This is a genomic window from Streptomyces sp. NBC_01717 (assembly GCF_036248255.1).
Taxonomy (GTDB): Bacteria; Actinomycetota; Actinomycetes; order Streptomycetales; family Streptomycetaceae; genus Streptomyces.
Genome location: NZ_CP109179.1, coordinates 135,952 through 162,161, shown reverse-complemented (window position 1 = coordinate 162,161; position 26,210 = coordinate 135,952). Strand labels below are relative to the sequence as shown.

Here is a 26,210-nt window from a genome sequence, read left to right as displayed (position 1 = left end):
CTGCTCGCTATGCCGGTACGGCTTCGCGACGGACCAGCCCGGCCCGTAGAACGTTCAGGGCGCCCACCGTGTCCGCGTGCGCGCTGTGGTCGCACGAGACGCAGTGGAACTTCTCCTGTGTGGGCCGGTTCTCCGCTGCGACGTGCCCGCATTCGGGGCAGGTCCGGGAGGTGTTGCGGGGGTCCACAGCGATCACGTCTCGTCCGGCACTTTCAGCCTTGGCGTGCAGGATCGTCAGGAACACCCCCCATCCGGCATCCGAGATCGAGTGGTTGAGTCCGGCCTTTGCGGCGGCCCTGTTGGGCAGGAAGCGGCCCGGCTGGTCGGGGTCGGGCCTCGGTGTGGGGGCCTTGACCATGTTGCGGATCTTAAGGTCTTCGTGCGCGATGAAGTCGTGTTCGCGGACCAGGCCCAACGCGGTCTTGTGTGCGTGATCAAGGCGCTGACGGCGGACCTTGCGGTGCAGGTCAGCAACCTTCTGGACCGCCTTCTTACGCCGACACGCCGGTTGCCGCGGCGCTTGCACCGAGCGAGAACCCCCTGTGCCGCTTCGAGCTTCGCGGCGGCCTTCCGCCCGTGCCGGGGGTTAAGCCCGCCTGTCGTCCTGACCCGAGGGATGCATGGCAGCAACGCCTTCCAGCCGTCGGGCGGCCAGAGTTCAAGGGCGAAGCAGGGCGGACGGACTCCGCGCTCCGGGCCCAGACCGGACACCCGCCCGGCCGCTTTCACCCGCTCTACGGTCCGTCAAACAGTTAGGTGCTGCAGCGCGCCGACACCGTGGTAAGAAGCTCCGCTTCTGGACGGTCGAACCGCAGGACTGGACCCCGCCCGGCACATGAGTGATCTTGCGCCGGGTACTCGAAAACGTGCACCCCGACTCCGTGATCCTCCTGCATGACAACGGCGGCGACCAGAAGCCGGGCAGTGCCGCACTGTCGAAGAACCTCACCACTCTCCAAGCGCGTGGAGGGAGTTCCACCGCAAGCAGCCGCTGACCAGTCAGATTGCGAGCTGATCGTGCTGAACCCATTGACTCACACATTCGTAGAAAACAATGATCCCAACAGAATGAGATTCATGGCCATGAGTGATGATCTGGTGCAGGAGAGTCTTCCTGAGGGCGCGGAACTGACAACCGACTCCGTTCACGAGCGTGCCGAGCGTCAACTGGAGGAAGGTCTCGAATGCCTCCGGCAGGCAGTGCGACGGGCACAGGACGCTTTAAAAACGACTGAGGCAGGTCAGGCAGGTCGCGGTCAGCCCCAGGGCCCTTGAGTTCTCCGGACTCGTCCGGTTTTGATCACGGGACGCCGTGGAGAGTGGGGATACTTGAGGGCCCGTATGAGCCCGTCGGGCGCTGGCCATCTCTGTTCTTGCGTGGGTATCCCCGGCTTCAGCCGGGGAGGGAAACGCATCCTAAGCCCGGAGGCGCGAAGCGCCGGAGTTCGCTCCGCCTCTGTCGTTAAGGTCAGATAGGCCGCTTCTGGCCTTCGATGTATTGGCGGATCACGGTCAGCGGTGCACCGCCGCATGATCCTGCGAAGTAGGAGCGGGACCAGAACACTGACCCCATGCCGATCCGGTTGATGCGGCCGGTGTACTCGGCCCGCAGGTACCGGGAGCTGACGCCCTTGAGGGAGTTGATCAGTTTGGACAGGGCGACTTTTGGCGGGTAGTGCACCAACAGGTGCACGTGATCCGCCTCGCCGTTGAACTCGCGTAGCTCTGTCTCGAAGCTGGCGCAGACCTCTCGCATGATCTCCTCGCACCGTTTGAGCATGGCGTCATCGAAAACGTCACGCCGATACTTGGTGACAAACACCAAGTGTGCGTGGAGGTCGTAGGTGACGTGGCGTCCGGTGCGGATATCGGGGTTTGACTTCCAGCGTGGTGACATACGCCAAGGGTAGTATGATCAAGCGAGCCGACGTGGAAGGGGGTGGGTCGGATGATTCGTGCGTATAAGTTCCTTATGCGGCCCACCGTGGGCCAGACGATCGTGCTGGGCGAGATGCTGCGGGATCACTGCTCCCTCTACAACGGTGCCTTGCAGGAGCGCCGTGACGCCTACCGGCACGTGTCGAAGACGAGCATCAAGTACGGATCGCAGTCCGCGCAGCTCAAGGAGATCCGGGCGCACGACCCGGAGCGGCAGGGCCGGTGGTCCTTCTCCTCCCAGCAGGCGACGTTGCGCCGTCTCGACAAGGCATTCGCCGCGTTCTTCCGCCGCGTCAAGGCCGGGGAAACGCCGGGCTACCCGCGCTTTCGTGGCGTGAACTGGTTCGACACGGTCGACTTCCCCAAGGACGGGGACGGCTGCCGCTGGGACTCCACCCCGCACGACCCGGCCACCCGCGTCCGCTTCCAAGGTGTCGGGCACGTCAAGGTCAACCAGCACCGGCCGGTGGTCGGCAAGGTTAAGACCGTGTCCCTCAAGCGTGAGGGCAAGCGCTGGTACGTGATCCTGACCGCCGAGCAGACCGCGCCCAAGCCGCTTCCCGCGACCGGCTCAGTGGTCGGCATCGACATGGGCATAGCGAACTTTCTTGCCGACTCGGGCGGCGAGTTCATCGAGAATCCCCGGCACGGGCGGAAGGCCGCCGCGAAGCTCGAAGCAGCACAGCAGGGGCTCGCTCGGTGCAAGCGCCGCGGCAACCGGCGTGTCGGCGTAAGAAGGCGGTCCAGAAGGTTGCTGACCTGCACCGCAAGGTCCGCCGTCAGCGCCTTGATCACGCACACAAGACCGCGTTGGGCCTGGTCCGCGAACACGACTTCATCGCGCACGAAGACCTTAAGATCCGCAACATGGTCAAGGCCCCCGCACCGAGGCCCGACCCCGACCAGCCGGGCCGCTCCCTGCCCAACAGGGCCGCCGCAAAGGCCGGACTCAACCACTCGATCTCGGATGCCGGATGGGGGGTGTTCCTGACGATCCTGCACGCCAAGGCTGAAAGTGCCGGACGAGACGTGATCGCTGTGGACCCCCGCAACACCTCCCGGACCTGCCCCGAATGCGGGCACGTCGCAGCGGAGAACCGGCCCACACAGGAGAAGTTCCACTGCGTCTCGTGCGACCACAGCGCGCACGCGGACACGGTGGGCGCCCTGAACGTTCTACGGGCCGGGCTGGCCCGTCGCGAAGCCGTACCGGCATAGCGAGCAGCCCCCTCGTCCACGAGGGGGAGGAGTCACGTTAGCCCGGTCTGAGGGTGTGTGGGCTTGATCCGCTTTGACGGACATTCGAGATCAGGGGTTCAGCCCCGGGAGGATGTCCATCATGGAGAGCATGGGGAAGAAGAAACCTCGCCGCCCGCGCCGTTCGTTCACGCCGGAGTTCAAGGCGGAGATCGTCGGTCTGTGCCGTCGTGGTGACCGCTCGGTCGGGCAGGTCGCCAGAGACTTCGAACTGACCGAGACCGCGGTGCGGGACTGGGTCAAGCAGGCCGAGGTCGACGCGGACGAGCGAAACGGGCTGACCAGCAGTGAGCGCGAGGAACTGGCCGCGTTGCGGCGGGAGAACCGCCGGCTGCGCGAGGATGTCGACGTCCTCAAGCGGGCCACAGCTTTCTTCGCGAAGGAGACCCGGTGACGGTGCACCCGTTCATCGAGGCGGAGAAGCGGACAGGTCACAGCGTCAAGCGGGCGTGTGAGCTGATGAAGGTCTCCCGGACCGCCTTTTATGCCCGTCGCTCCGGCCTGCCCGGACCCCGCGCGGTGAGGGATGCCGAGCTGACCGAGCAGATTCTCGAGGCCCATGCGAAGTCGCGCGGAACCTACGGGGCCCCGCGCGTGCATGCCGTGCTCAAGCGCGAGGGTGCCGGGTGTGGCCGGCGTCGTGTCGCACGACTGATGCGGGCCGCTGGACTGCAGGGCCGACACCGCAGGCGACGGCATGTGACCGGAGCTGTTTTCCGTCCTGACCTCAGCGTCCGGGACTTCCAGCCCGACCGCACCGGGCTCGATGTCCGCTGGTGCGGCGACATCACGCATGTCCCGACCGACGAGGGCTGGCTCTATCTGGCCACGGTCATCGACATCGCCTCCCAGCGCGTGGTCGGCTGGGCAACCGCCGATCACCTGCGTACCGAGCTGGTGGCCGACGCACTGACAGCCGCCTGCCGACAGCGCCGCCCCACCCATCCCGTGATCTTCCATTCGGATCGCGGGTGTCAGTACACCAGTCAGCTTCGCTTCCCTGGCAGCCGAGTTCGGGGTTCACGCTGTCGCCGGTCGGACGGACAGGACTGTCACGGGGACGCTTTGGCGAGTCGGCTCCAGGCTCTTATCAGGTCACGTCCGTCCGGCGGCAGCGCTTGCTGCGTGCCCGGCCGGGCGGTCGACAGATCAACGCCAGGACACTCACGGGGTCAGTCATAAGCACGAGTCAGACCACCTCAGCCGGGGCTACCCAATCCTTGCGGGATCCGGTGCGAAAAGACTGACAGTCATAGCTGTCCGCGACGGAGCCGACAGATGCCGTCGCGCCAGCCTCAATCAACCGCTCGCCATACCGAATTGACACGTATTGCGACCCGCGATCGCTGTGATGAATCAGACCCGAGCCCTTCTTGATTCCCCGCCGCCACAAGGCCATCTCCAGCGCGTCCAGCGGGAGATCGGTCCGCATGTGGGTGGCGAGCTGCCAGCCGACGATCATCCGCGAGTACACGTCCAGGACGAAGGCGACGTAGACCCAGCCCGACCAGGTGCGGATATAGGTGAGGTCGGCGACCCACAGCTGACTCGGCCGGCTTGCGGTGAAGCGTCGGTTGACCAGATCGGGCGGCCTGTGCGCGGTCGGCTCGGGGATCGTGGTGCGGCGCCGCTGCCCGCGGATCACGCCTTCCAGGCCGTCTTCGCGCATGAGACGCTCGATGGTGCAACGTGCTGTGGTGAGGCCCTCGCGCTGCAACTGGCGGTGGATGCGCCGGGCTCCGTAGGTCTCGCCGGAGGTGTCGTGGATGCGGCGGATGTGCTCGATGAGCTGTTCGTCGCGCAGGCGCCGGGCGGACTTTGGGCGCCGACGGCGGGCGTTGAATGCCGAAACCGAGAGGTCCAGTTCCCGGCATACGGGCTCGACCCCGAAGTCGTCGCGGAGGTGGTTGATCACCGCGTCAGCCTCGTGCGGGGCTGGTCGAGCTCCTTCGCGAAAAACACCGAGGCGGCCTTGAGGATCTCGTTGGCCCGACGCAACTCGGCTATTTCTTTGCGGAGTTGGGTCAGCTCGGTCCGTTCGGCGGTGGTCAGCAGATCAGGCCGGTCGCCCTTGTCCGCCTCGGCCTGGCGGACCCAGCCGCGCAGGGCCTCCTTGTGGATGCCCAGGTCCTTCGCGACATGAGCGACCGGACGACCGGAGGTCTGGACTTCGCGGACGGCACGCTCACGCAGCTCGTCGGGGTACTTCCGTGGTGCAGGCATCGGACCTGTGTTCTCCCATCTGCCGAGGCGATCATGCCTGGCTTCAGGGCCGCTACAAAATCCGGTTCAGCTCAGGTGCCAGCACCACCGCCCCCCTGTTCCAGGTGGCCTTCACCGCCAACGTTCCCGTCACTGCTGCGCGGGTGGACTGGTCGGTCAAGGTGAGCCCACTGGATACCGGCACAGACCTGTTCGACCTCGCGGTCCAGGTTGAAGAACACCCCGATTCCGTAGACCTGTTCTTTCAATACCGCCAGGACATCTTCGAGGCCAAAACCGTACAGCGGATGCAGTCCGATACGTGAGGCTACTTAAGGCTGTCGCCGACGATCCGTCGCTGCCAGTTGAAGACTTGCACCTGTGCGACGCACACGAGGGGGACTTGCTCCTCCGCCGGGACAACGGTGATCGCGTAGAGGACGGCATGCCACTCCTAGAACGGATCTGCCGGCACACCCTCACCACACCAGATGCCCCAGCGATGATCCTCAACGACGACGTGCTCAGCTATCTCGAGTTGGACCGGCGCTCCGACGCGATCGCCGAACATCTCGCCCAACGGGGTGCTGGACCAGAGACCGTCGTGGGCCTGTGCGACCAGCCCCACCCGGACTGGCTGGCCGCCCTGCTGGGAATCCTCAAGGCTGGTGCGGCCCTCCTGCCCCTGTACACGACCTACCCCGCAGGTCGTGTACAGACCATGCTGGCGGACGCGTCTGTAGAGACAGTGTGTGTGACAGGACCGCCCGCGCGGAACCTGGCTGACTTCACGGGACGTCTGCTCGACTGCACCCAGCCGCTGCCGCCCGAGCACATTCGTGCCTCCTGACCAATCCCGTCAGAATGCCGCCCGGATCTCGCCCACCTCCGCGCTGCCGCCCAGCAGCGGCGCCCGTCCGATCCGGCCCACCACCGGTGCGTCGACGCCGAGCAGCTCCAGCGCCCTGGCGAGCACCGGGCCGAGTGCCCGGCCCCCGCCGTCGGTGATCTTGAATGCCAGCGCCCGGCCGTCCGGCAGCGCCACCGCCTGGACCGCCTCGGCGCCCATCTTGGAGAGCGTGCCCGGCACCTCGCGCATCAGCCAGGTGTCGGGGCGCCGGGTACCCGCGACGTACTCGGGGTGGGCGCGCATCGCGTCCGCCACCCGGCGCTCGGCGGTGCCCTCCTCCGCCCGCACGAACGAGCGGAACGCCCGCGCCAGACCCACCAGGCTGATCGCCATCAGCGGCGCCCCGCAGCCGTCCGTACCGACCGCCGCGACGGGTTCGCCCGCCGCCTCCTCGACCACCTGGTGGACCAGCTGCTGGAGCGGGTGCGCCGGGTCCAGATAGGTCGCCCGGTCCCAGCCGTTGAGGGCGCACACCGCGAGCATGGCGGCGTGCTTGCCGGAGCAGTTCATGGTGATCCGCTCACGGACCTGGCCTGCGGCGAGATACGTCTCCGCCTCGGTCGGGTCCAGCGGCAGATCGGGCGGGGTCTGCAGATCCTCGGGCGTCAGTCCGTGGTCGGCGAGCATCTTGCGTACGAGGTCGAGGTGGAACACCTCGCCCGAGTGGCTCGCGGCGGCCAGCGCCAGCCGTTCCCCGGAGAGGTCGAGCCCGGCCCGCAGCACGGCGGCGGCCTGCATCGGCTTGTTGGAGGAGCGGGGGAAGACCGGCGCGTCCGGGTCTCCGAAGGTCCGCTCCACACTGCCGTCCGCCGCCAGCACGACCAGGGAGCCCCGGTGGTGGCCCTCCACGAAGCCTGACCGTACGACCTCGGCCAGAACGGGTAGAGCGGGGCCGGCGGGCATCGCGGAGGACGCCGGGGATATGAGAGGTGTGGAGGTCATGGGGGCGGCCTTCCGGGCGGGGCGAATGACCCGCCCCGCCCGGAAGGATCGCTTCAGGCGAGCAGGTCGTCTACTTGTGCTTCCCCATCACGGTACCCACGGCGATCTCGGCACTGCAATCGTCAGTGGCCTGAACCGCCATCTCGGTGAGCCGGTCGGCACCGGCGACCCTGCGGTTACGCAACCAGATCTCCAGCCGTGCGGCACCGATCCGGCACAGGGCCGATGGCATCAGGCAGCTCGTCAACACAACGATCGGGCCAGTCTTGTTAAGGCCGATCATGGCCCAAACTCGGGAAGATCCCGGTGAGTTGAGCCGAGAGTCAGCCGATGGCGAAACTCCGGTCCTCTGGAGTGAACCTGCGTGTCCGCACCGCCGTTGAGTAGATGCCGGAACAGTCTTTCCCCGGACACCGGCACCCATCAGCCCGGCGGCTCGACACAATCGGCCGCCGGGCTGACCCGCATCCGGCTCGCCGTGGCGGACTCCCCTGGAGCTCAAACGTTCGCCGCATGTGTAGCGTTCCTGTGCAGTGAGCAGGAGTGAGTCCTGGCTCACCGGCACTCCCCGAACGGTCCTGTGCCGCCGCGGGCCCGGACGGCTGCGGCCAAGGCGTCGGTGACCAGCTCGTGCACACGTGGCCGACGGTGGGCCAATCCAGCAGAGGCCGCGAGTTAACGTCAATCACCATCGCCGAGCCCCAGAACGTCAGCCCGGAAGCCGACAGCGACTGGACGATCAGCACCGATTGCATCCCGGAACCGGCAGGAACGGAAACAGCGCATGCCGTGAAAAATCTGGTCGAACGGCAGCTCTTGCCCGTACAAACTCCGCACGGATCCGAGCGGACACGGGCCAGGAACAAGATCGCACCTCAAGCAGGGGAGTGTGCCGTGGATACCGATGAACGGCGACGGAGAAACCTCGAGATGGCCTGACGGAACGGGACCGTCGACGTCAACCAGCTGGCCGACCCGTTTGAGTTGGCCAAGGGGACCATGACCGCGCAAGAATGGCTGGCCCTGCGCACGTGCGAAGTACCGCAGGGCCAAACCGAGCGCCACGTCCTGTCAGGAAGCACCCACACCGACCGTACAGGCACTGCGACCTGACCGCTCGTCGGCGGAGGCCCAGATGGCCTACGGCCCTGTGCACGCTGGTCCGCGAAGAAGGTGTGGCTGGGCACTACTCGACGCCGAACAGCAACGACGACTGGATCAACTCGGCGGGAAACCCGGTGCACGGCCCCAGAGGACTTCGGCGCGAGCCAGTGTGAGGACAGGGACACAACGGGGCGGAGTGCGCGGTACAGATGCCTTCCATCGGGGCGCAGCAGCCCTTGCGTCGCGCATAGCGCAAAGAAGTACATGGTCGGAAGGCAGCATGTTGCAGAGCTCCCGGACGGCAATGCCGTGAGGTTGGACGCCTTTTTGAGCAGCCAGAAGAGCTGGTGCGACCGGTTGGGTGAGGAGCGGCTTGCCGCACTCTCCAAACGACTGTGCCGCGCAGCGCTCCGGATAGGCCGTCGTCCGGCTTCGACAGTAACCCGCGCGCAGGGCACCATGATCACGATGAACGTCTTGTATGAGCGCTACATGGCCGCCGCCCGCGAGCACGCTGTCCACAGCACCACGTGCACGGCCTGCCAGGCCGACGCCACCTGCGCGTCCGCCACGCGTCTCCTTGAAAGGTTCAGCCGACTTCAAGACGCGTATAACACTCAGTTAGCGCAGAACGGCGAGAACCCCACAGTATGTCAGCAGCAGCCCATCAGCGACCACATCACGAGCGAATGAGCACGCAGTAACCTGCCGCCCTTGTCATCTCGGCGTACGATTCGGCGGCATGAGCCGACAAGGGAAGCGATGCATGCTCCCACACGCTCCAGGCGCATTGAGCAGCGCGTGCCCCGGAACACACCACGCGCCACGCGGGCCCTGCCCTTCCACCCCCTAAAGCGTGTTGCAGAAGGCTTTTGAGCCGGGCATTTCCCTCGCATGGGTGCGGTGTTGAGTGCTGAGCTGTTATGGGTCGAGACGTTCACCGGTCTGCGGATGCGGCAGTTCGACGGGCTGCTGAAAGCTGTCCGGGAACGAGGTGGTGATGGTCCGCGGATCGGTCGTCCGTGGTGCCTGCTGCTGGCGGACCGGGTGCTGCTGGTGGCTGTCTTCTACCGCACGAGCCTCACCATGCGGCAGCTCGTGCCGCTGTTCGGGATCTCGCCGGCGACCGTGTGCCGGGTGATCCGGCGACTCGGTCCTGTGCAGGCCCGAACTGGTCCGACTCCCGGCCGATGCTACGGACCGGTTTTGGATTCGTGGACGGGACACTAATCCCGGTGCGTGACCGGCAGGTCGGTGCCTCCAGCCGCGACCGACGGTTCTCGGTGAATGTGCAGGTCATCATCGACGCGGTCACGAAACTGGTCATCGCCACCGCTCGTCCCGCGCCCGGCAACCGGGCAGACGCTCGGGTATGGAGAGAATCCGGCCTGGCCGAACACTGCCAGGACGTGACCGTGCTGGGCGACGGCGCCTACATCAATACCGGGCTTGTCGTCCCGCACCGCAAACGCCCAGGACGTCCCCTCCTCGCGGGGGAGGAAGCGGACAACGCCGAGCAGCGCACGGTCCGCGCCCGAGTCGAGCACGCCTTCGCCCGCATGAAGAACAACAAGATCCTCCGCGACTGCCGGCAGCGCGGAGACTCACCATGCTGTCCAGGCCGTCGCCCGCATGCACAACCTCGCCCTCGCAGCACGACCGGCAGGGCCCCGAACCCCAGCTCAACCTGCCTACCCACACCCTTATGAAACACGCTTTAGGAGCAGGGCCCGCACTACACATTCTCCTTCAGCGCCTGGAGACGGTTCCGCTCCTGCTCGCGGGCATGTGACCTTCGAAAGCAAGGTGAACCGCGCGCAGACAGTAGCCGTTGTAGGCGGTGAAGGCTCCTGTCTACCGTGGGGGTGACAGGAAAAGGTGGCTGATTCTCCCTGGCCACTGCCTGAACCAGTTCGCCCACTCCCCGCTTTTGAGGGCGAACTGTAAGTGGCCTCGCCCGTCCCGTCGAGGCCACGGGCCGTGAGCGAGCGGCGGCCCGAGGCGACTCTGCCCCTGAAATTGCCCTTCAGAGGCGGAGTCGCCTACTGCGCAGGAGGCAGCCTCCCCTCAGCCACGCTGAGACCATGACCACCCGGCTCCTCGTCGACGCGTGGGCGGCCCAGGCCGCCACCGGCATCAAGGTCGGCGCCTATCGCGTCTCGCTCCACCACGACAAACTCACCCACCATGCCCAGGACAATGCCGGTCGCGCCCTGATCGGCTTCAACGAAGTAGCGCCGCACCTGTGGAGGATTTTGGGTTGTCGTCGGGTGGTGACGGCTTGTGATGCTTGCGGTATGCCGTTGGCATGCGCTATTCGGAGGGTAGGGAACTTCAGCCGGAAGATCACCCGACCAGGAACCCTGTTCGATCTTCATGTTCCAAGATCGGCTGAGGCGAGGCTTCTCGCTCCACTCACTAAATCGACACCAGCTCACAACCCCTCCGCGGAAGCTGCTGAAGCCGGTGAGTAAGGGCGGATATGCGGTGTTCGATCTGTGCTCTGTAGCGACGGCGCATGAGTCCAGGGGCCCGGGTGGGCGAGGGCGTCCGATCCCACGCTGCAAGTAGGACATAGCCAAGCTGCCTGGTGTCTTCGGAGTCCGGCATGTGGAGCCAGGCCGACGCAGCACGGACTAGATCGTCGGTGGCCTGCGTGTAGTCGCCTTTGAGCGCCCAGGCACGGGCAACTTCGAGGCTGTCACGCGCCGCGCACCCGTAGTGGCCGTCCAGGAAGCGAGCGTAGGCACCTAGTTGTCGTAGGCACAGTACGTACTCGGGATTGATGTCATGCTCAGCTGTGATGCGCCAGACGAGCCGATCGGCCTGTCTTGCCGCGAGCATGTACTGGCGCGTATCGATCGCTGTATTGATCAATTGCACGCGCTTATGCAGGGCTTTCGGTGGGGACTGCGACCAAGTGAGGGGTGCGCTTAGCAGCGACACGAGGCCCTCCTCTAGGGGCGGTACCAAGGCGATGGGGCGGCGACTTGGTGCGCCTGCCCTGGTGCGGAGAGTTCGGCAGCGGATGGCTGTGCGCCTGCTGGTCCGGTAACTGCACCTACGTGTTTAGACTTGCAATGGTTCACTGAGCATCCGTCAAGCTGATGGTGCCGACCGTGAGTTGGACTGACCATCGCGGCGACGAAGCGCGCGTGGGGGGAGTCGGTGCGCTGCTGACCGCCTGCACGCAGCAGCCTGAGTTCGGAGCACCTGGCCAGAACCAGGTCCAGGACGTGCTCTTCGGCCCGTGCTCGATCAGCCGGGCGTGGAAGTCACTCAGGACGGAGAAGTCGAACCCTGATTCGCCAGTTCCAAGCCGAGGAGGAACTTCCAGTCGATTCGCGCGCACCTGGTCAGTGGGCTGCCGGCCGGTGAGCCCCTCGGCGTATTGCAGCACCGACACCAGGGCCAACGCCCCGGGCGAGACCGCAGTCCGTCCCGCCTGCAGAACGCCACAGCGAAGGACCCGTCCTCGAACAACAGCCCCAGCGCCTCACGAATACGGACCGCCAGCGTCCCTTCGGGAATGAGCCCGAACCACCAGCGCGGTCAGCGCCGGCACCCCACGATCGGCCCGCGACTCCGGCGATACCCCCGGCCCTCCCTCGACCGACGAACGACCCGATCGCTCCCAACGGAGCCTGAAGGGGTGGATTCCTCGCCCTCCAGGGATGATCGGGGGTCTCCCTGGACCGCAGCCTGCCCCATCGCCCGACGCGGACTGAACCCGCACCCGCCTTCTTTCGTTGAAGTTAACGACGATGTCAAGCCATCTTCAGTTCATGTACACCCCTCCATTCACCTCACCAAGCCTCTCGTCGAACGCATAGAAATAATCGGCCGGGGCTGCGCCCAGCCGACCGCGCTGCCTGACCCTTCGCTCTGCCTGGCCCTCGGCCGCCTCTGCTGCCAAGGACCAGCCAGGCCGACCGGGCACCGCGCACGCTGACCACCCACCACCACCGCGCCGGGTGCCTGATGCCCGCTACGTCGCGGAGGCCATGGGTCACACCTACATGGCCCGCCAGCGCCCGTAGCCGACGCTAGTCCTGTGTTGCGCATTACGGACGATCCGTGCCGCTCCGGCCTCGCACCCCTGGGGGCCGCGACGGTCGTGATGGCCCCTCACCACCGTTAACACCGAAAGAAGGTGGACGTCATGACTCAACTCTCCTACTACGAGGTCGACGTCCCGATGTACCACTGCACCAACCAGTCCCGGCATGGCCTGCACGCCTTCACCGGACCGGCTACTGGGACCAGAGATGCCCTGACCGCCGCGCGCGCCGCCTACGACCGAGCCGCGCAGCACATGGCCGCCAGCTCAACGGTACCGGATGCTCCGGGCGACGGATGGGCCGTACGCGGCCTGCGTCCCGACTGGGTCCTTGACTGGCAAAACGCCACCGCGAAGGAGTGGGACAACCCCAACAGCCTGATCTGAATCCCCCGAGCGGTCGTCAGAGGCCGGAGAACCACTCGGCCGTCCCCGGGGCCACCCATCCCAACCGCGACGAGAGGAGATCCCAGCATGGACTCCGCCCTGCACCTGCGCGCCCGAACCAGACACCCTGCTCTGCTCATTGCCACACTCGCGGTCCCTTTGACCGGCTGGACCGTGCACGCCGTTACACTGCACCGCCGTCTGGCCGCCGCTCGCCGTGATCCCTTGACGGGACTGCTCGGACGCGACGGCTACACCGCCAAGGCCCGGCAAATCCTCACCCGCTACAGCGACAGCGACAGCGCCCTGGTGGTCATCTGCGACCTGGACCACTTCAAGGAGATCAACGACAGTCGCGGCCACGCCACCGGGGACGCCGTACTGGCCGCCACCGCGCAGCGGCTCACCGCCTGGGCGGGCAACCGCGCTGCCGTGGGCAGGCTCGGAGGCGACGAGTTCGCCGTGACGCTGCGGATCGGTCCCGGTCGTCGAGAGCTCCGCCTGGCGCATCTCGTTCGGATGCTCAGCAAGCCAGTCATTCTCGACAACGGCCAGGCCGTTGACGTCGCCGCGTCGGTCGGCGCCGCCTCCGCCGACGTGCTCGGCACCACCGACCTGTCGCAGCTCCAGCGGGCGGCCGACGCCTCTCTGTACGAGGGCAAGCATTCCGGCCGCGCGGTCCTCGCCACGGTCCGGCACATCACCGTGCCTTCCATCAACGGGCGTCGAGCCGGCCGCGACGGCACCGCCGGCCGGGGAGCGAGCAACAAGTCCGGGGAGCATCAGAAGGCGGTCGACGTCTACCGACGAAACTTAGCCGACTACGGCCAGGTTGTAGGCTCTGTCCATCCGCTGTCTTGCGTGGGTATCCCCGGCTTCAGCCGGGGAGGGAAACGCATCCTTGGTGCGGAGGAGCGAAGCGCCGTGGATCTCTGCGTCTCGGCCTGATGCCAGACAGGCTGCATCTGGCCCTCGATGTACTGACGGATCACGCTTGGATCCGTACCTCGACTACCTGCAGCAACGCTGGGACAAGGGCGAATGTATCGCCAAAATCCTCCGTGAGGAACTCCTCGGCAAGGGCTACCTGCCACTACCAGTGCGTGAATATGTCCCTTGCGCCACTTCGACGCTGCCTGCCGCTGGACGAGCCCCGCGAGCAGCCGCGCTCTCCACGCGAAGCTGCACGCTGGATCATCAGCAACCCGGTACGGCACGGCCCGTAGACGGCGGAACATCTGCGGTGCCTGCACGGACACTGCCCGAAACTTCACCGCACCCACGAACTGGTCTGCGAGTTCGGCGCCATACTCGATTCCCGCGATGCCTCACCGCTGCAAGAGTGGCTCGACCATCTCACCAACTTGCCTGAGCCGCGCGTTCACGTGTGTACGCCGACATCGCCACGCAGGGAGAAGCCCAGGCAGCGTGTAGCCCCGCTCAGCCGGGGGAGCGAGCGAGAGGCGCTCACCCGCCCCTCCGAACTCAGGCCGATGCCCAGGGGACTGCACAGCAGCGGGCGGCCCGACCGCCCGGTCTGGTGACTCAGGCCGCCGGCCTGCGCGGAACCTGAAGGAGCCCTGCCTCGCGCGCGACGTCCACTAGGCCAGCCATGTCGGTTCCCAGCTTCCGCTGCAATCCGGCGACGGCCCGCATCACGGCCATCCGGCTGCGCGCCAACTCTGCCTGAAGATCGTCGGCATCGATGCCCTTGTACAAAGCGAGCAATACCGATCGCTCCGTCGGGTTGAGACGTGGCGGCCACAGCGGGGCTGGGGCAGTGGCCGGAGCGGAATCCGGCCGCTGCCGCTTCGCGTGCTGGTCCGTCCGCGCAGTCTTGTTCGCTGGCGCGGCCGATCGGTTCCCCACTTGACTGCCGTGGACCTTCGACGGATGCTCTGCGGCGTCCCGCTGCGCGTCCGTCTCGGCTCCCCATATACCGAACTCGCCTTGATCCCTGGCCCATTGGCGACAAGCAGACATCGCCTCGCATCTGTGGCACAAGGCGATCGCCTCGTCGTTCCGTTGCCGTCCACGAGGGCCCAGGTCGCTGTAACCGTCGTCGGGCGGATGGAAGAGGTATGGCTGTTCGGCACAGGGAACCCGTGAGTTCAGCCCGGCTAGGAACGAAGGGACAAGCATCCGGTTTCCGCTGGACATGGGTCAGCCTTCTGGAAGCGGAGCGATCGGCCTGACGAGTGCGGGGGCATGAATACCTGCTCTGTCGGCGCGCACGCCATGAAACATCGCTCTCTGCGCGTAACCCATCTGCGCACCCCTCAAGGTCGTGACTGCTAGCCGGCTTTGTCGAGAGAAACGAGAAAGCAACGTTTCCGGTTCAGTCGTGTCCGCACCGCACCCGGATGGGAGTGTCCGATCAACGGCGGATCTGTAGATCACGGAGACCAAGTGAGTGAGATGACGACCGAGTATGAGTCTCTGGCTGATCGGTGGGTGCGGCCACGTCGGGCGAGCAGTTGCTCGCGATGCTGGTGGACCGGGCTCGGAGCGAGGGCCTGCAGCTGGGATCAAAGAAGCGGGAGTGGCCGCCTGGCGAACTCGGCGAACCGGTCCAGTGCGGCCGCTTCGGTCGGCGCCGTGTACATGGGCTTGAGGACTTTCGCGATTTGGTCCCAGCCCTGGCCGGCGGCATAGCGGAAGGAGTTCCGCAGGAGATGCACGACGCAGGTCTGGACGATCGTGGCGGGCCAGACGGTCCCAACGGCGTCGGGAAGGTCCTTCAGTCCGTCGCAGACGAGCATGAGGACGTCACCGATGCCCAATGCCGCGTCGTTAAGCCAGCCCGACGGCCGTCAAGGTGGTTGTTTTCCAGGCTTCCGCGAGGGTGTAGGTCCCGTATCCGACCTTGTGGAGGAGTCCTTCGGCTGCCCACTGGCTCATCTGTGTCGCGAAGCTCCGAGCGTTTTCGATCTTCAGGATGGTGGCGACCTCCAGGGGGCGCCAGGTCCGCTCGGGGTCGGTGGACAGGAGATGGAAGACGCGGTTTCGATGGCCCGCTCCGGTCGGCCTGAACCCGCGGACGGCCTTGCGCCTGTCCAGTGGATCGTCGGGTGAGGGCGGCGGTGGGGTGTTTGGTGCGGGACGGAGTAGAACGGTCAGTCCGGTGATGTTGCGGCTCCTGCGGGGGCGGGGCTCGGTCGGCTGGGTGGGGTAGCGGGAACGGGCGGCCTTGACCGCTCGGGCGCTTGTGCGGGGGCGGCGTGAGGGACGGAGGCCACCCAGAACAGCAGTGCCGATGGCGCCGATCAGCACGGGGAGAGATGCTCTGCGGAGGTCTCCCGCTCGCGCGCCGGTGAGGATGATCTGCTCGCGGGCGGTCTCCAACGCGATGGTGAAGCTGGCGCGGTCCGGATCGGTCCCGGGCTGTGACTCCACGGCGTCGACCATAGCGATCCGTAGGACTTGGTAGACGGTCAGCTGGGCCCACATCTCCTGGTGCAGGCCGGATGGGTCCGAGGACCTCAGCACGGTCCCGTCCAGCATGGTGTGGCGCAGGGAGTAGAAGGCGGACTCGACTTCCCAGCGCTCGTGATAGAGGCGGACCAGTGTCTTCGCGGGGTCGCGGTGGTGGTCCAGGAGAGTGGTGGCGATCCGGTATCGGTCATGGACCCGTTCGCCGCTGCTGGTGGTCATTGTGATCTCCGCGTCGATGATGCGGATCTTCAGGTTGCCGAGCCGGGTCAGGTAGGAGCCGTCGGGGAGAACGGCGAGGACGGCCGGACGACGGCGGGCCGTCACGCGGATGACGAACTGGGCGCCGGTTTCGGCGGTTTCCGTAAGGAAGCCGTCGGCGTCAAATCCTCGGTCGGCCAGCAGGAGCATGGTCTTGTTCAGCAGAGGCAGCAGTTGCCGGGCGTAGGTGGTCTCGTACTGGCTGATTGGGCCGAACACCGCACCGATCAGGCCACGCGTCCCGGTCTCGCACAGTGCCATCAGCCGAAGCGTGGGGTAACCAGCCCACCCCAGGCGCGTCCGGACCTTCCCGAGCCAGGCCCGGTTCCGCTCGTGATCGGGGACCTTGACCGCGCTGCACCCGTCGAAGGCGACGGTCCGCCAGGAGCGGTAGCGGACCCCCGCGGTCGTGGGCTGCGCGATCGGGCCAGCAACCATCTCGAACAGGGTTTTGAGCGGCGCCGGCCCCAGTCGGCGGCGCAGATCACGAAGGGCCTTCTCGCTGGGCCGATGCGGACCACCCTTCCGGAACCCGGCCGTCAGCTTGCCCCAGACCCGTAGATAGCCCAGCGACGGGAAGAGTGCCAGGGCGAGCACGAAGTACACCCCGACCCGGGAGGGAAGCCGTCGCAAGCGCCTCTGGAGCGTACGGGTTTCCTCCAGGACCTCGTCGACGAGCTCGACGGGAAGGTATCGGGTCAGCTCACCCAAGTGCCCCGGATCGAAGACGGACTCGCGCCCGAGGCCAGGGGATTTGGGCGTGGCGATGGCACACTGGTCGGGCAACGGGACCTCTTCACAGCAGGTAGATCTTGGTCGATCCCCTGCTCTACCCGAGGTCCCGTTCCCATGTCCGCGCAACACGCGGGGACATCCGTCTTGACGGCCGTCGGGCTGGCTTAACGACGCGGCATTGCACCGATGCCGCGGTTCTTGAGCTCGGTGAGGATGTGGAGCCAGTGCTTGGCACCCTCGCCGCCTTCGCCGGCCCCCAGGCCGAGGATTTCCCGGCGACCCTCTGTGGTGACGGCCAGAGCGACATAGATCGGTCGGTTGGCGACGGCACCATCCGTGATTTCACGCGGATGGCATCGATGAAGACGACCGGGTCGAGGGGGCGGTATTGCCATTCGGCCATGCCCTCCAGGGCCTTGTCGGTGATGGTCGAGATGGTCTGGCGGGAGACGTCGGTGCCAGACACTTCGGCCAGGTGGGCCTGGACCTCACCTATGGTCAGGCCCTTCGCGCGAGCGAGATGGCCATCTCGTCGATACCGGTCAGACGCCGCTGCCGCTTCGTGACGATCTTCGGATCGAAGGATCCGTCCCGGTCGCGAGGCACGGAAATCTCCACCGGCCCCACCTCGGTCAGCACCGTCTTGGAGCGGGATCCGTTACGCGAGTTGCCGCCGTTCTTGCCCGCCGGATCGTGCCGGTCATAGCCGAGGTGATTGGTAACCTCGCCCTCCAGAGCCGATCCGAGCAGCCGTTTCGTCAGCTGCAGCAGGAGACATCCCTCACCGGCCAGCTAGTCCTTCGGCTTGGACGCGGCTGACCAACTCCTCGCTCAGAGGGTCATCCACCACCCTCGCCGACTGCCGGGCAACCACCTTCGAACTCTCCACGTCAGGCGCGTTCTTGCTGGTCATCAGTGCATCCTCCATGATCAGGAGTTACACCGTTCTTCTGGGTCTGGCCCGTAGTCGGTGGTGACGTCGAGTAGCTATCCGCGATCGTGATCTCGTGATGGATGTCAACTCCCTTGTCGGAACGGTGCTTTCCGGGCTGTCGGTGCTCGTCGTCGAGGACGTGGTGGACGGTGGTGACGCAGTGGTGGTCACGGCCCGCACGCGGGATGTGGTGGTGCCGTGTCCGGCAAGCCGTACGCCGACGGCGAGGGTGCACGGGTATCACCGTCGGACGGTGACGGACGTGCCGGTCGACGGCCGCCCAGTCCCGCCTGCGGGTACGGCGGCTGGTCTGTCCAGCCCTGGACTGCCGGAAACAGACCTTCCGCGAGCAGATTTCCGGACTGCTGGAGCGCCATCAGCGCCGCACGGTGCGGCTTGCCCGGCAGATATCCCAGGAGGCACGGGAGTCATGCGGCCGGGCGGCCGCACGCCTCGCTGGTCTCATGGCGTGCCCGTTCCCCGCAGCACCGCTCTGCGCCATCTGCGGCGCCTGCCGCTGCCGCAGCAGGCGGTCCCACGGGTGATCGGCGTGGACGATTTCGCCCCGCGCCGCCGCTACGCCACGATCATCACGGATGCCGAAACCAGCAGACGCGTCGAAGTCCTGCCCGACCGCGAGACGGCCACCCTCGAGTCCTGGCTGCGCGAACATCCTGGCGTCGAGGTCGTGTGCCGGGACGGTTCGGCCACCTACGCCGAGGCCGTCCGCCGCCCCCTGCCCGACGCGGTGCAGGTCAGCGACCGATGGCACCTATGGCGAAATCTCTGCGACAAAACCCTGCTCGAGATCCGCGCGCACGCCACCTGCTGGGCCACCATCAACCCGCCCCGCCCCGGCGAAGTACGCGAACAGAGCACCCGCGAAGCTGGAACAAGATCCACGAGCTCCTCGGTCAAGGCATCGGCCTCCTCGACTGCTCCCGCCGCCTCAACCTGGCCCTGAACACGCCTGGGGTCCGGGCATGCGGGCGTAGCGAGGGCAACGACGTGAAAACTCACCGCGTGGATCGCAGCCGCCCGCGCCGCCGATCTGCCCTACCTGCGCAGCTTCACCAATGGCCTCGAAATCGACCGGCTTGCCGTGGACGCCGGCCTCACGTTGCCCTACGCCGCACCGAGGGCGTCAACACCCGCACCAAAAGGATCATGCGGCAGATGCACGGACGCGCCGGATTCGATCTCCTCCGCCACCGCATCCTCCTGCCCTGACGGACACCCGGCGTTACCACCGACTACGGGCCAGACCCGTTCTTCCTGCAGCCCCGGGACCCATCTACCCCAGTATCAACCTGTCCGGATCAGAGAGGGAACTTCAAGTTCCCAGGAGTGTTTTCAGGCGGCTGCGAGTGTGCTGATCCCTGGGGCCTGAGTGTGCGTAGTTACGTGCATAGGGTCCGGGCGTGTTGCCGCCCGCCCGGCTGAGTCGGATCTGGGACAGGACAGGGAATGGTGAATTTCGACAGACGGCCGACGAACGGGGTACTGGTGGTGCCTGCGCGTGTGGTGCGTCCGCATGGGGGCTGGTGTGATCACGGGACGTGTGCGACGGCGGATTTTCTCGCGGTGGGGCGGCTGGATGATCCACGCTGCTGTGTGGGGCATCACCCCGAAGTGGTTGCTGCGCGGGCATTGCGGGCGGGAGATCCCTGGGTGCGAGGCGCGTATGCAGAGGGCCCGCGCCGGGCCGGTCGTTCGCTCGGTGCCGGCGAGTGAACTTTCCGGCCCCTTTGGGCGGGCTATGTGTGACAACGGGCAAGGGGCCCGGCTTCTTCTCTGGGGGTTGGTGTGGTTACTGGTCGTGTGGTGCGGTTCAACGGAGCACGGGGATACGGTTTTATTTCACCCGATCATGGCGGTGAGGATGCTTTCGTTCATGCGAACGATCTACTGATCCCTGAGTCCTGTGTGCGCAGAGGCACGGCGGTGGCGTTCGAGATCGAGGAAGGTGACCGCGGGCTGAAGGCATCGTCTGTCCGGCTCGCCGAGGGTTCCGGCGGGAAGCTGCTGATTCCTTCGAGACCCGCGGTCGGCATCGTTTCCGGATCGGCGGACGATGACACCCTGTGCGATGTGCTCGGTACAGTCGAGTACACGAAGGAGGTGACCGACGTCCTGCTGGAGTCCGAACCGTCACTGACCGGATCCCAGATCCTGCAGATCCGCAGCGGGTTGCTGCAGTTCGCCAAAGTTCACGGCTGGACCGAGGACTGACCGGGCACGAAGCGGGGCTGACCTGCCCGGGTACCGGCAGACCGGCGCTGTCCGGGCGTACAGGTTCTCGGCAGGTAGCGATCACCCAAACGGGCGCAGGAGCTGCTGATCTCCCGTGACTCCTCCCCCTCGTGGACGAGGGGGCTGCTCGCTATGCCGGTACGGCTTCGCGACGGGCCAGCCCGGCCCGTAGAACGTTTAGGGCGCCCACCGTGTCCGCGTGCGCGCTGTGGTCGCACGAGACGCAGTGGAACTTCTCCTGTGTGGGCCGGTTCTCCGCTGCGACGTGCCCGCATTCGGGGCAGGTCCGGGAGGTGTTGCGGGGGTCCACAGCGATCACGTCTCGTCCGGCACTTTCAGCCTTGGCGTGCAGGATCGTCAGGAACACCCCCCATCCGGCATCCGAGATCGAGTGGTTGAGTCCGGCCTTTGCGGCGGCCCTGTTGGGCAGGGAGCGGCCCGGCTGGTCGGGGTCGGGCCTCGGTGCGGGGGCCTTGACCATGTTGCGGATCTTAAGGTCTTCGTGCGCGATGAAGTCGTGTTCGCGGACCAGGCCCAACGCGGTCTTGTGTGCGTGATCAAGGCGCTGACGGCGGACCTTGCGGTGCAGGTCAGCAACCTTCTGGACGGCCTTCTTACGCCGACACGCCGGTTGCTGCGGCGCTTGCACCGAGCGAGCCCCTGCTGTGCTGCTTCGAGCTTCGCGGCGGCCTTCCGCCCGTGCCGGGGATTCTCGATGAACTCGCCGCCCGAGTCGGCAAGAAAGTTCGCTATGCCCATGTCGATGCCGACCACTGAGCCGGTCGCGGGAAGCGGCTTGGGCGCGGTCTGCTCGGCGGTCAGGATCACGTACCAGCGCTTGCCCTCACGCTTGAGGGACACGGTCTTAACCTTGCCGACCACCGGCCGGTGCTGGTTGACCTTGACGTGCCCGACACCTTGGAAGCGGACGCGGGTGGCCGGGTCGTGCGGGGTGGAGTCCCAGCGGCAGCCGTCCCCGTCCTTGGGGAAGTCGACCGTGTCGAACCAGTTCACGCCACGAAAGCGCGGGTAGCCCGGCGTTTCCCCGGCCTTGACGCGGCGGAAGAACGCGGCGAATGCCTTGTCGAGACGGCGCAACGTCGCCTGCTGGGAGGAGAAGGACCACCGGCCCTGCCGCTCCGGGTCGTGCGCCCGGATCTCCTTGAGCTGCGCGGACTGCGATCCGTACTTGATGCTCGTCTTCGACACGTGCCGGTAGGCGTCACGGCGCTCCTGCAAGGCACCGTTGTAGAGGGAGCAGTGATCCCGCAGCATCTCGCCCAGCACGATCGTCTGGCCCACGGTGGGCCGCATAAGGAACTTATACGCACGAATCATCCGACCCACCCCCTTCCACGTCGGCTCGCTTGATCATACTACCCTTGGCGTATGTCACCACGCTGGAAGTCAAACCCCGATATCCGCACCGGACGCCACGTCACCTACGACCTCCACGCACACTTGGTGTTTGTCACCAAGTATCGGCGTGACGTTTTCGATGACGCCATGCTCAAACGGTGCGAGGAGATCATGCGAGAGGTCTGCGCCAGCTTCGAGACAGAGCTACGCGAGTTCAACGGCGAGGCGGATCACGTGCACCTGTTGGTGCACTACCCGCCAAAAGTCGCCCTGTCCAAACTGATCAACTCCCTCAAGGGCGTCAGCTCCCGGTACCTGCGGGCCGAGTACACCGGCCGCATCAACCGGATCGGCATGGGGTCAGTGTTCTGGTCCCGCTCCTACTTCGCAGGATCATGCGGCGGTGCACCGCTGACCGTGATCCGCCAGTACATCGAAGGCCAGAAGCGGCCTATCTGACCGTAACGACAGAGGCGGAGCGAACTCCGGCGCTTCGCGCCTCCGGGCTTAGGATGCGTTTCCCTCCCCGGCTGAAGCCGGGGATACCCACGCAAGAACAGAGATGGGAATGCTCTTCCACTGCCTCCAGGTCGTAGCCACCTACGACGAGACCAAGGCCTTCCCCAACCAGCCACCGGCAGAGTTCTCCACCGAAGCAGCTTGACTCGTTGTCCGCGTGGGATGTCTCCTTCTTCCACAGCTCGACGGCGTGATCGTCGCGCTCGAGTGCTCTGCGGGCGGGTGCCTGCCAGGACCAGCCGTGCCGTTTCAGCAGCCGCCATACCGTCGCCACCGACAGACTCAGCCGGAGCTGGCGGCGGATCACCGTCTGGACCCTGGCCAGGGTCCACCGCTCATCTTCGAAGCCGTGCTCGGCCGGCCCCTTGCCCAATTCCTCTTCCAGCACGGCGAACTGGGCATCGGTGACGGCCGGGGAGTTCGCCGGTCCGGCCGAGCGCAAGGCCTCCAACCCGCCCTCGCGCCAGGCACGGCGCCAGCGTTCCACCGACCGCACACTCACCCGCAGATCCTTTGCGATCACCGCGGTCTTCTCACCCGCTGCGAACCGCCCGCCGGCCTGGAACCGGATCCCCTCACGAAACGCCCGACGCTCAGCAGTCAGGCCCCCACCCTCCGGATAACGCATACCAACGGCATACCGCAGGGATCACGAACCGTCACTACCCGACGACAACCCGAAATCCTCAGTAGTTGGCCCGCTTCTGCCGCGTCCAGGCCTGCGTGCGGGCAGCAAGCGCCACGTTGTACACCTTCCGCACACATCCGAACGTGCGCGACAGCTCGGCTGCCTGCGTATTCGTCGGCTGGAAGCAGTACTTGAACGCCCGCTTCACACGGTTCGCGCTCATGCTCACAAACTATTGCGACCGCATGTGAAGATCAAACCTGGAGGCCAGTGCACTGTGATCCGCCCTAGCGGCGAATCGCAGCCCTTGCCCTGCTCCGCAGGAGTCCGTTTCCTCTCCGCCCTGAACGGCAGAGTATCCATGGACCAATCAGGATGACCATCACCGAGCAGACTCACCAGGCCGTCCTCAAGGTTTCGCCCGCCGCGTGTACAGCAGCGTTCGAGCCGGACGGCGAGATCCGCGGCGGCGCTTGGGGCGGCGAACTTACCGGTGATGTTCTCAAGTCGCGGTGCTCGCTGGTGCCGTTTGTCGACGCAGCCTGGGTCGACTGGAGCATCCGTGGAGCTCTGGTGCGTGTGGCCGCCGTCCCGGTGAGCAGCGGGACCGTACGCACCACTGACCTCATCGGTTGAGGTCGGCGTGCGCGTCTGCGCGTGTCAGGATCTGTGCCATGGAACGTAGGGCGTAGAACAGACGTGACTTGACGGTGCCCTGTGGTATGCCGAGTGCGCTGGCGACTTCTTCCATTGAGTGACCCATCAGATAGACCCGTCGGACGATGTCGCTCTGTTGCGGTGTGAGCTTGGGCAGGATCTGCTGGACGGTCAGGGCGCTCACGATGCGTGCGGCGATATCCGTGCTGATGGGCACGTGACTGGGCCAGGAGGGGTTGTAGGCGATCTCCTGCGGTCGGCACTGACGGCGCCGGTGGAGGTCAGTGAGCACGTTCTTGGCGACGGTGATCAGCCATGGCCGCGCGCCCTCGGGCTCGGCGGACAGTTTCTCGGCATGGGACCAGGCCCGCAGCATCGTCTCCTGCACGATGTCCTCCGCCATCTGCCTGTCGCCGTCGACGCGCGACAGCAGCAGGGACGTGAGATAGCGGGCGTTCTCTGTGTACAGCTGCTCGATGAGGGCTGCTCGCCGCTGTGGGGTGAGGGGCGGAGCCTGTCCTTCGGCCTCGTCCGGTGTCCCCGGGTTTGCCGCGGAGGAGTGGCTACTTCGGGTCGTGGCCGCAGTTGGAGGGTGCGGCGGGGAGACCGGATCGTCATAGCCGCGCTGAGGGCGTAGCAGCGTCCGGCGTCCGGGAGCTGATGAGGAGGGTGCGTGCCGAGGACGTTCGATGGTGCACGTGGTCGACACTAGGGGTACGGCAGGCGCTGACGTGGTGGGTGCTGACATGGGTTTCTCGCATTCCTAGGTGGCGGGCGCCGGATATCCCGCTGCAGATGCACGGGCGGGGGAGGCGATGCAATACGGACAGGGAGGCGCTGCGACCGGATCTGGTTCCGCGGATGCTAGATGGCTCATGACACATCGCTGTTGTCGCTGCAATTTGCGGCGAGGTGATGCTGAAAGTGATCCGAGGGGAGCCCGCCAGCCCTGGTGTTGGGGCGTTTACTTTGCGAAGCCGGCTTCTTTGAGTGCGTGCTTGAGTGTTTTGATGGCGTAGTGGGTGCGGGATTTGACGGTTCCGAGGGGCAGGCCTAGTTCTTTTGCGGTTTCGAGCCCGGTCAGTGATCTGAAGTACAGGCAGTGGATGACGGCTTGTTGCTCCGCCGTCAGCGATGCGAGGGCTTTGTGGATCAGTTCTGCGACCAGTAGTCGGTCGTAGCCGTGTTCGGGTTCGGGGATCAGGGTGAGCACGGCGTCGTTGCACTCGGGGGGCCGTACTCGGCGTGCTCGGTCCGCGTCGATCGCGATGCGTCGGGCGACGGTGAACAGCCAGGGCCGGAACGATTCGAACTCGCGGCTGGCGTCGAGTGCGTTGGGGTGTTTCCAGGCCCGGATCAGGGTTTCCTGTGTGATCTCCTCCGCACGCCAGCGGTCGCCACGTGTCAGCGACAGGCAGAATCGGTGCAGTGCGGATCCGTGCAGCTCAACGATGCTTTCCATCTGGGCCGCGGTGGCGGTCCGCTGAGCCGGAGCTGTATGTGCGCGGTGCGTCGTGGGGGTTGCCGTGGGCGGGTGGGTCGTGTCACGGAGGGGGGTGTCGTGGCGGCCGGCGTTGCGGCGGGTGAGGAGCGCGGTTGTCATAGTGATCCCCCTCTTTTGACGGGGCGGTCCGCCGCCCCGTCTGCTGACAGGAAACACTCTGCTCAGGTACGTCCTCGGAAACATCGGCCACCTGACGTACGACCGCCCTCGAAGCGACACCAGGCACGTACGTCACGCCGATGGAACCGTTCTCAACCAGCGTGCGTAAGTGAGTCTTGGGCCCACTGTTGCGTACTGGGCGCATCCCGAATGGACTGGATGTAGTTCCACCTTTTGCATCCCGCTCGGTGACGGCCCTCCAGGGGGCCGGTCCGTTGCGGGCGATCGGGTTCCCGCTTGGTCCGGCCCGGGCGGTCCGATGCCCCGCACGATCGCTCTGGTTGTGTGGGGGCCGTCCGTCCTTCTCCAAGCTCTCAACTCCGTTTGAGCAGGGCATACCCCATCCCGGATCGGGTGTCCGAGGGTGCGTCGTCCGATCGCGATCCCTGCGGCATCGTGACGAGACATCTTCGCCGTGGGTGGCCAGCGGTTTCTGCCAGGCTGGGCACCCGACATGCTGGTTTAGACGGTGTCCTATGTAGTGAGTTTGAGGAAGCGTTTGTAGCAGCAGAGGGCGGCGGCGAGGCCGAGAAGGGCGAGGTAGTTGCGGGGGTAGCGTTCGTAGCGGTGGTTGAGTCTGTGGTAGCCGGTCAGCCAGGACATGGTCCGCTCGATCACCCCTCGTCGGCGTCCTAATCGTTCGCTGGACTCGATGCCTTTGCGGGCGATGCGCACGCCGATGCGTTTGCCCCGTAACCATTTTCGCAGGTGGGGGATGTCGTAGGCCTTGTCGGCGTGCGGGCGCTGGGGCTTGAAGTACCTGCCGCGGTGGGGGTCGTGTCTCCTTACGTTGTTGCTGGGTTGATTCCGGTCACTCGTAGGATCGGAAGGCCCAGGGATGCTGGGTGTGGCTGCGTGTCTCCAGCCCAGTGGTGGCTTCAAACGATTGGCCGCCTGGCCGCCCGCGACGACTCGACCACTCATTGGGATGCGCGCGACAGGGTCGCTCGGTAAGGACATGCTGGCGAA

The 26,210-nt window shown here is 66.1% G+C and carries 19 protein-coding genes and 12 pseudogenes; 13 read left to right on the top strand and 18 right to left on the bottom strand.

Annotated elements, in window-relative coordinates:
* Nucleotides 1–7 precede the first annotated feature (7 nt).
* Both OHB49_RS43050 and tnpA (OHB49_RS43045) read right to left on the bottom strand, forming a co-directional pair.
* A pseudogene (locus tag OHB49_RS43050) lies at nucleotides 8–588 on the bottom strand (RNA-guided endonuclease InsQ/TnpB family protein); the annotation flags it as partial.
* 880 nt (nucleotides 589–1,468) lie between these two features.
* On the bottom strand, nucleotides 1,469–1,897 hold the full coding sequence (gene tnpA, locus OHB49_RS43045) for an IS200/IS605 family transposase (protein WP_329166998.1): 429 nt from the start codon (nucleotides 1,895–1,897) through the stop codon (nucleotides 1,469–1,471).
* A 51-nt stretch (nucleotides 1,898–1,948) separates the two neighbouring features.
* Between tnpA (OHB49_RS43045) and OHB49_RS43040 the strand changes: the two are divergent.
* The 3 genes and pseudogenes from OHB49_RS43040 to OHB49_RS46040 all read left to right on the top strand — a co-directional run bounded on the left by OHB49_RS43040 (nucleotide 1,949) and on the right by OHB49_RS46040 (nucleotide 4,377).
* Nucleotides 1,949–3,156, top strand: a pseudogene (locus OHB49_RS43040) (RNA-guided endonuclease InsQ/TnpB family protein).
* Nucleotides 3,157–3,277: 121 nt separating this feature from the next.
* Nucleotides 3,278–3,589 carry a transposase gene (locus tag OHB49_RS43035; RefSeq protein WP_329167024.1) on the top strand — a complete coding sequence of 104 codons (312 nt, stop codon included), beginning with the start codon at nucleotides 3,278–3,280 and terminating at the stop codon, nucleotides 3,587–3,589.
* A complete protein-coding gene (locus tag OHB49_RS46040; RefSeq protein WP_443079716.1) occupies nucleotides 3,586–4,377 on the top strand; it encodes an IS3 family transposase in 792 nt (263 codons plus the stop codon). The genes OHB49_RS43035 and OHB49_RS46040 overlap by 4 nt, the downstream gene beginning before the upstream one ends.
* A gap of 7 nt (nucleotides 4,378–4,384) precedes the next feature.
* Here OHB49_RS46040 and OHB49_RS43030 read toward each other — a convergent pair whose 3' ends face one another.
* A complete protein-coding gene (locus OHB49_RS43030) occupies nucleotides 4,385–5,110 on the bottom strand; it encodes an IS3 family transposase (protein WP_329167023.1) in 726 nt (241 codons plus the stop codon).
* On the bottom strand, nucleotides 5,107–5,418 hold the full coding sequence (locus tag OHB49_RS43025; RefSeq protein WP_329167022.1) for a transposase: 312 nt from the start codon (nucleotides 5,416–5,418) through the stop codon (nucleotides 5,107–5,109). Before OHB49_RS43025 ends, OHB49_RS43030 begins: the two co-directional genes overlap by 4 nt.
* Here OHB49_RS43025 and OHB49_RS43020 point away from each other — a divergent pair.
* Both OHB49_RS43020 and OHB49_RS43015 read left to right on the top strand, forming a co-directional pair.
* Nucleotides 5,406–5,723, top strand: a complete 318-nt coding sequence (locus OHB49_RS43020) for a hypothetical protein (RefSeq protein ID WP_329167021.1) — start codon at nucleotides 5,406–5,408, stop codon at nucleotides 5,721–5,723. The two genes, OHB49_RS43025 and OHB49_RS43020, sit on opposite strands and share 13 nt — an antisense overlap.
* A 119-nt stretch (nucleotides 5,724–5,842) precedes the next feature.
* Nucleotides 5,843–6,247, top strand: a complete 405-nt coding sequence (locus tag OHB49_RS43015; RefSeq protein WP_329167019.1) for an AMP-binding protein — start codon at nucleotides 5,843–5,845, stop codon at nucleotides 6,245–6,247.
* 9 nt (nucleotides 6,248–6,256) lie between these two features.
* Here OHB49_RS43015 and OHB49_RS43010 read toward each other — a convergent pair whose 3' ends face one another.
* The gene (locus OHB49_RS43010; protein WP_329167017.1) at nucleotides 6,257–7,249 is read right to left on the bottom strand and encodes an asparaginase; all 993 of its coding nucleotides are present in this window, start codon (nucleotides 7,247–7,249) and stop codon (nucleotides 6,257–6,259) included.
* Nucleotides 7,250–7,302: 53 nt separating this feature from the next.
* Nucleotides 7,303–7,382 (bottom strand): annotated as a pseudogene (locus OHB49_RS46035) (ABC transporter substrate-binding protein); the annotation flags it as partial.
* 1,865 nt (nucleotides 7,383–9,247) lie between these two features.
* Between OHB49_RS46035 and OHB49_RS43000 the strand changes: the two are divergent.
* A pseudogene (locus OHB49_RS43000) lies at nucleotides 9,248–10,009 on the top strand (transposase family protein); the annotation flags it as partial.
* Between the two features lie 428 nt (nucleotides 10,010–10,437).
* Nucleotides 10,438–10,827, top strand: a complete 390-nt coding sequence (locus OHB49_RS42995; RefSeq protein ID WP_329167013.1) for a hypothetical protein — start codon at nucleotides 10,438–10,440, stop codon at nucleotides 10,825–10,827.
* Between the two features lie 611 nt (nucleotides 10,828–11,438).
* Here the strand turns inward: OHB49_RS42995 and OHB49_RS46030 are convergent.
* A complete protein-coding gene (locus OHB49_RS46030; RefSeq protein WP_443079740.1) occupies nucleotides 11,439–11,753 on the bottom strand; it encodes a hypothetical protein in 315 nt (104 codons plus the stop codon).
* Nucleotides 11,754–12,515: 762 nt separating this feature from the next.
* Here OHB49_RS46030 and OHB49_RS42990 point away from each other — a divergent pair.
* On the top strand, nucleotides 12,516–12,800 hold the full coding sequence (locus tag OHB49_RS42990; protein WP_329167011.1) for a hypothetical protein: 285 nt from the start codon (nucleotides 12,516–12,518) through the stop codon (nucleotides 12,798–12,800).
* Between the two features lie 87 nt (nucleotides 12,801–12,887).
* Nucleotides 12,888–13,748, top strand: a complete 861-nt coding sequence (locus tag OHB49_RS42985) for a GGDEF domain-containing protein (protein WP_443079715.1) — start codon at nucleotides 12,888–12,890, stop codon at nucleotides 13,746–13,748.
* Between the two features lie 597 nt (nucleotides 13,749–14,345).
* On the opposite strand, the gene OHB49_RS42980 is transcribed toward OHB49_RS42985, so the two are convergent.
* The 5 genes and pseudogenes from OHB49_RS42980 to OHB49_RS42965 form a co-directional block, all read right to left on the bottom strand.
* The gene (locus OHB49_RS42980) at nucleotides 14,346–14,528 is read right to left on the bottom strand and encodes a hypothetical protein (RefSeq protein ID WP_329167009.1); all 183 of its coding nucleotides are present in this window, start codon (nucleotides 14,526–14,528) and stop codon (nucleotides 14,346–14,348) included.
* A gap of 186 nt (nucleotides 14,529–14,714) precedes the next feature.
* Nucleotides 14,715–14,942: pseudogene (locus tag OHB49_RS46025) on the bottom strand (WhiB family transcriptional regulator); the annotation flags it as partial.
* Between the two features lie 410 nt (nucleotides 14,943–15,352).
* A pseudogene (locus OHB49_RS42975) lies at nucleotides 15,353–15,580 on the bottom strand (transposase); the annotation flags it as partial.
* 13 nt (nucleotides 15,581–15,593) lie between these two features.
* The gene (locus OHB49_RS42970; RefSeq protein WP_329156951.1) at nucleotides 15,594–17,279 is read right to left on the bottom strand and encodes an IS4 family transposase; all 1,686 of its coding nucleotides are present in this window, start codon (nucleotides 17,277–17,279) and stop codon (nucleotides 15,594–15,596) included.
* Between the two features lie 134 nt (nucleotides 17,280–17,413).
* Nucleotides 17,414–18,141 (bottom strand): annotated as a pseudogene (locus OHB49_RS42965) (IS256 family transposase); the annotation flags it as partial.
* Nucleotides 18,142–18,238: 97 nt separating this feature from the next.
* Between OHB49_RS42965 and OHB49_RS42960 the strand changes: the two are divergent.
* Both OHB49_RS42960 and OHB49_RS42955 read left to right on the top strand, forming a co-directional pair.
* Nucleotides 18,239–19,392: pseudogene (locus tag OHB49_RS42960) on the top strand (ISL3 family transposase).
* Nucleotides 19,393–19,968: 576 nt separating this feature from the next.
* The gene (locus OHB49_RS42955) at nucleotides 19,969–20,394 is read left to right on the top strand and encodes a cold-shock protein (protein ID WP_443079714.1); all 426 of its coding nucleotides are present in this window, start codon (nucleotides 19,969–19,971) and stop codon (nucleotides 20,392–20,394) included.
* 151 nt (nucleotides 20,395–20,545) lie between these two features.
* Here the strand turns inward: OHB49_RS42955 and OHB49_RS42950 are convergent.
* Nucleotides 20,546–21,753: pseudogene (locus tag OHB49_RS42950) on the bottom strand (RNA-guided endonuclease InsQ/TnpB family protein).
* Nucleotides 21,754–21,804: 51 nt separating this feature from the next.
* Between OHB49_RS42950 and tnpA (OHB49_RS42945) the strand changes: the two are divergent.
* A complete protein-coding gene (gene tnpA, locus OHB49_RS42945) occupies nucleotides 21,805–22,233 on the top strand; it encodes an IS200/IS605 family transposase (RefSeq protein ID WP_329166998.1) in 429 nt (142 codons plus the stop codon).
* A 226-nt stretch (nucleotides 22,234–22,459) separates the two neighbouring features.
* Here tnpA (OHB49_RS42945) and OHB49_RS46020 read toward each other — a convergent pair.
* Together OHB49_RS46020 and OHB49_RS42930 are read right to left on the bottom strand one after the other, a co-directional pair.
* Nucleotides 22,460–22,921: pseudogene (locus OHB49_RS46020) on the bottom strand (winged helix-turn-helix domain-containing protein); the annotation flags it as partial.
* 61 nt (nucleotides 22,922–22,982) lie between these two features.
* A pseudogene (locus OHB49_RS42930) lies at nucleotides 22,983–23,144 on the bottom strand (helix-turn-helix domain-containing protein); the annotation flags it as partial.
* 152 nt (nucleotides 23,145–23,296) lie between these two features.
* Here OHB49_RS42930 and OHB49_RS42925 point away from each other — a divergent pair.
* On the top strand, nucleotides 23,297–23,557 hold the full coding sequence (locus OHB49_RS42925; RefSeq protein WP_329167004.1) for a hypothetical protein: 261 nt from the start codon (nucleotides 23,297–23,299) through the stop codon (nucleotides 23,555–23,557).
* Here OHB49_RS42925 and OHB49_RS42920 read toward each other — a convergent pair.
* The 3 genes and pseudogenes from OHB49_RS42920 to OHB49_RS42910 all read right to left on the bottom strand — a co-directional run.
* Entirely contained in the window at nucleotides 23,547–24,287 is a 741-nt protein-coding gene (locus tag OHB49_RS42920; protein ID WP_329167002.1) for a sigma-70 family RNA polymerase sigma factor, read from the bottom strand. The two genes, OHB49_RS42925 and OHB49_RS42920, sit on opposite strands and share 11 nt — an antisense overlap.
* 255 nt (nucleotides 24,288–24,542) lie before the next feature.
* Nucleotides 24,543–25,181: a sigma-70 family RNA polymerase sigma factor gene (locus OHB49_RS42915; protein ID WP_329167000.1), complete on the bottom strand. Its 639-nt coding sequence runs from the start codon at nucleotides 25,179–25,181 to the stop codon at nucleotides 24,543–24,545.
* Between the two features lie 534 nt (nucleotides 25,182–25,715).
* A pseudogene (locus OHB49_RS42910) lies at nucleotides 25,716–26,024 on the bottom strand (transposase); the annotation flags it as partial.
* Nucleotides 26,025–26,210: the final 186 nt, after the last annotated feature.

What these genes read in the sequence shown, in the direction of transcription:
- tnpA (WP_329166998.1), bottom strand. Translation starts at nt 1,897, where the DNA reads ATGTCACCACGCTGGAAGTCAAACCCCGATATCCGCACCGGACGCCAC.
- OHB49_RS43035 (WP_329167024.1), top strand. Translation starts at nt 3,278, where the DNA reads ATGGAGAGCATGGGGAAGAAGAAACCTCGCCGCCCGCGCCGTTCGTTC.
- OHB49_RS43025 (WP_329167022.1), bottom strand. Translation starts at nt 5,418, where the DNA reads ATGCCTGCACCACGGAAGTACCCCGACGAGCTGCGTGAGCGTGCCGTC.
- OHB49_RS43015 (WP_329167019.1), top strand. Translation starts at nt 5,843, where the DNA reads ATGCCACTCCTAGAACGGATCTGCCGGCACACCCTCACCACACCAGAT.
- OHB49_RS43010 (WP_329167017.1), bottom strand. Translation starts at nt 7,249, where the DNA reads ATGACCTCCACACCTCTCATATCCCCGGCGTCCTCCGCGATGCCCGCC.
- OHB49_RS42995 (WP_329167013.1), top strand. Translation starts at nt 10,438, where the DNA reads ATGACCACCCGGCTCCTCGTCGACGCGTGGGCGGCCCAGGCCGCCACC.
- OHB49_RS42990 (WP_329167011.1), top strand. Translation starts at nt 12,516, where the DNA reads ATGACTCAACTCTCCTACTACGAGGTCGACGTCCCGATGTACCACTGC.
- OHB49_RS42985 (WP_443079715.1), top strand. Translation starts at nt 12,888, where the DNA reads ATGGACTCCGCCCTGCACCTGCGCGCCCGAACCAGACACCCTGCTCTG.
- tnpA (WP_329166998.1), top strand. Translation starts at nt 21,805, where the DNA reads ATGTCACCACGCTGGAAGTCAAACCCCGATATCCGCACCGGACGCCAC.
- OHB49_RS42925 (WP_329167004.1), top strand. Translation starts at nt 23,297, where the DNA reads ATGACCATCACCGAGCAGACTCACCAGGCCGTCCTCAAGGTTTCGCCC.
- OHB49_RS42915 (WP_329167000.1), bottom strand. Translation starts at nt 25,181, where the DNA reads ATGACAACCGCGCTCCTCACCCGCCGCAACGCCGGCCGCCACGACACC.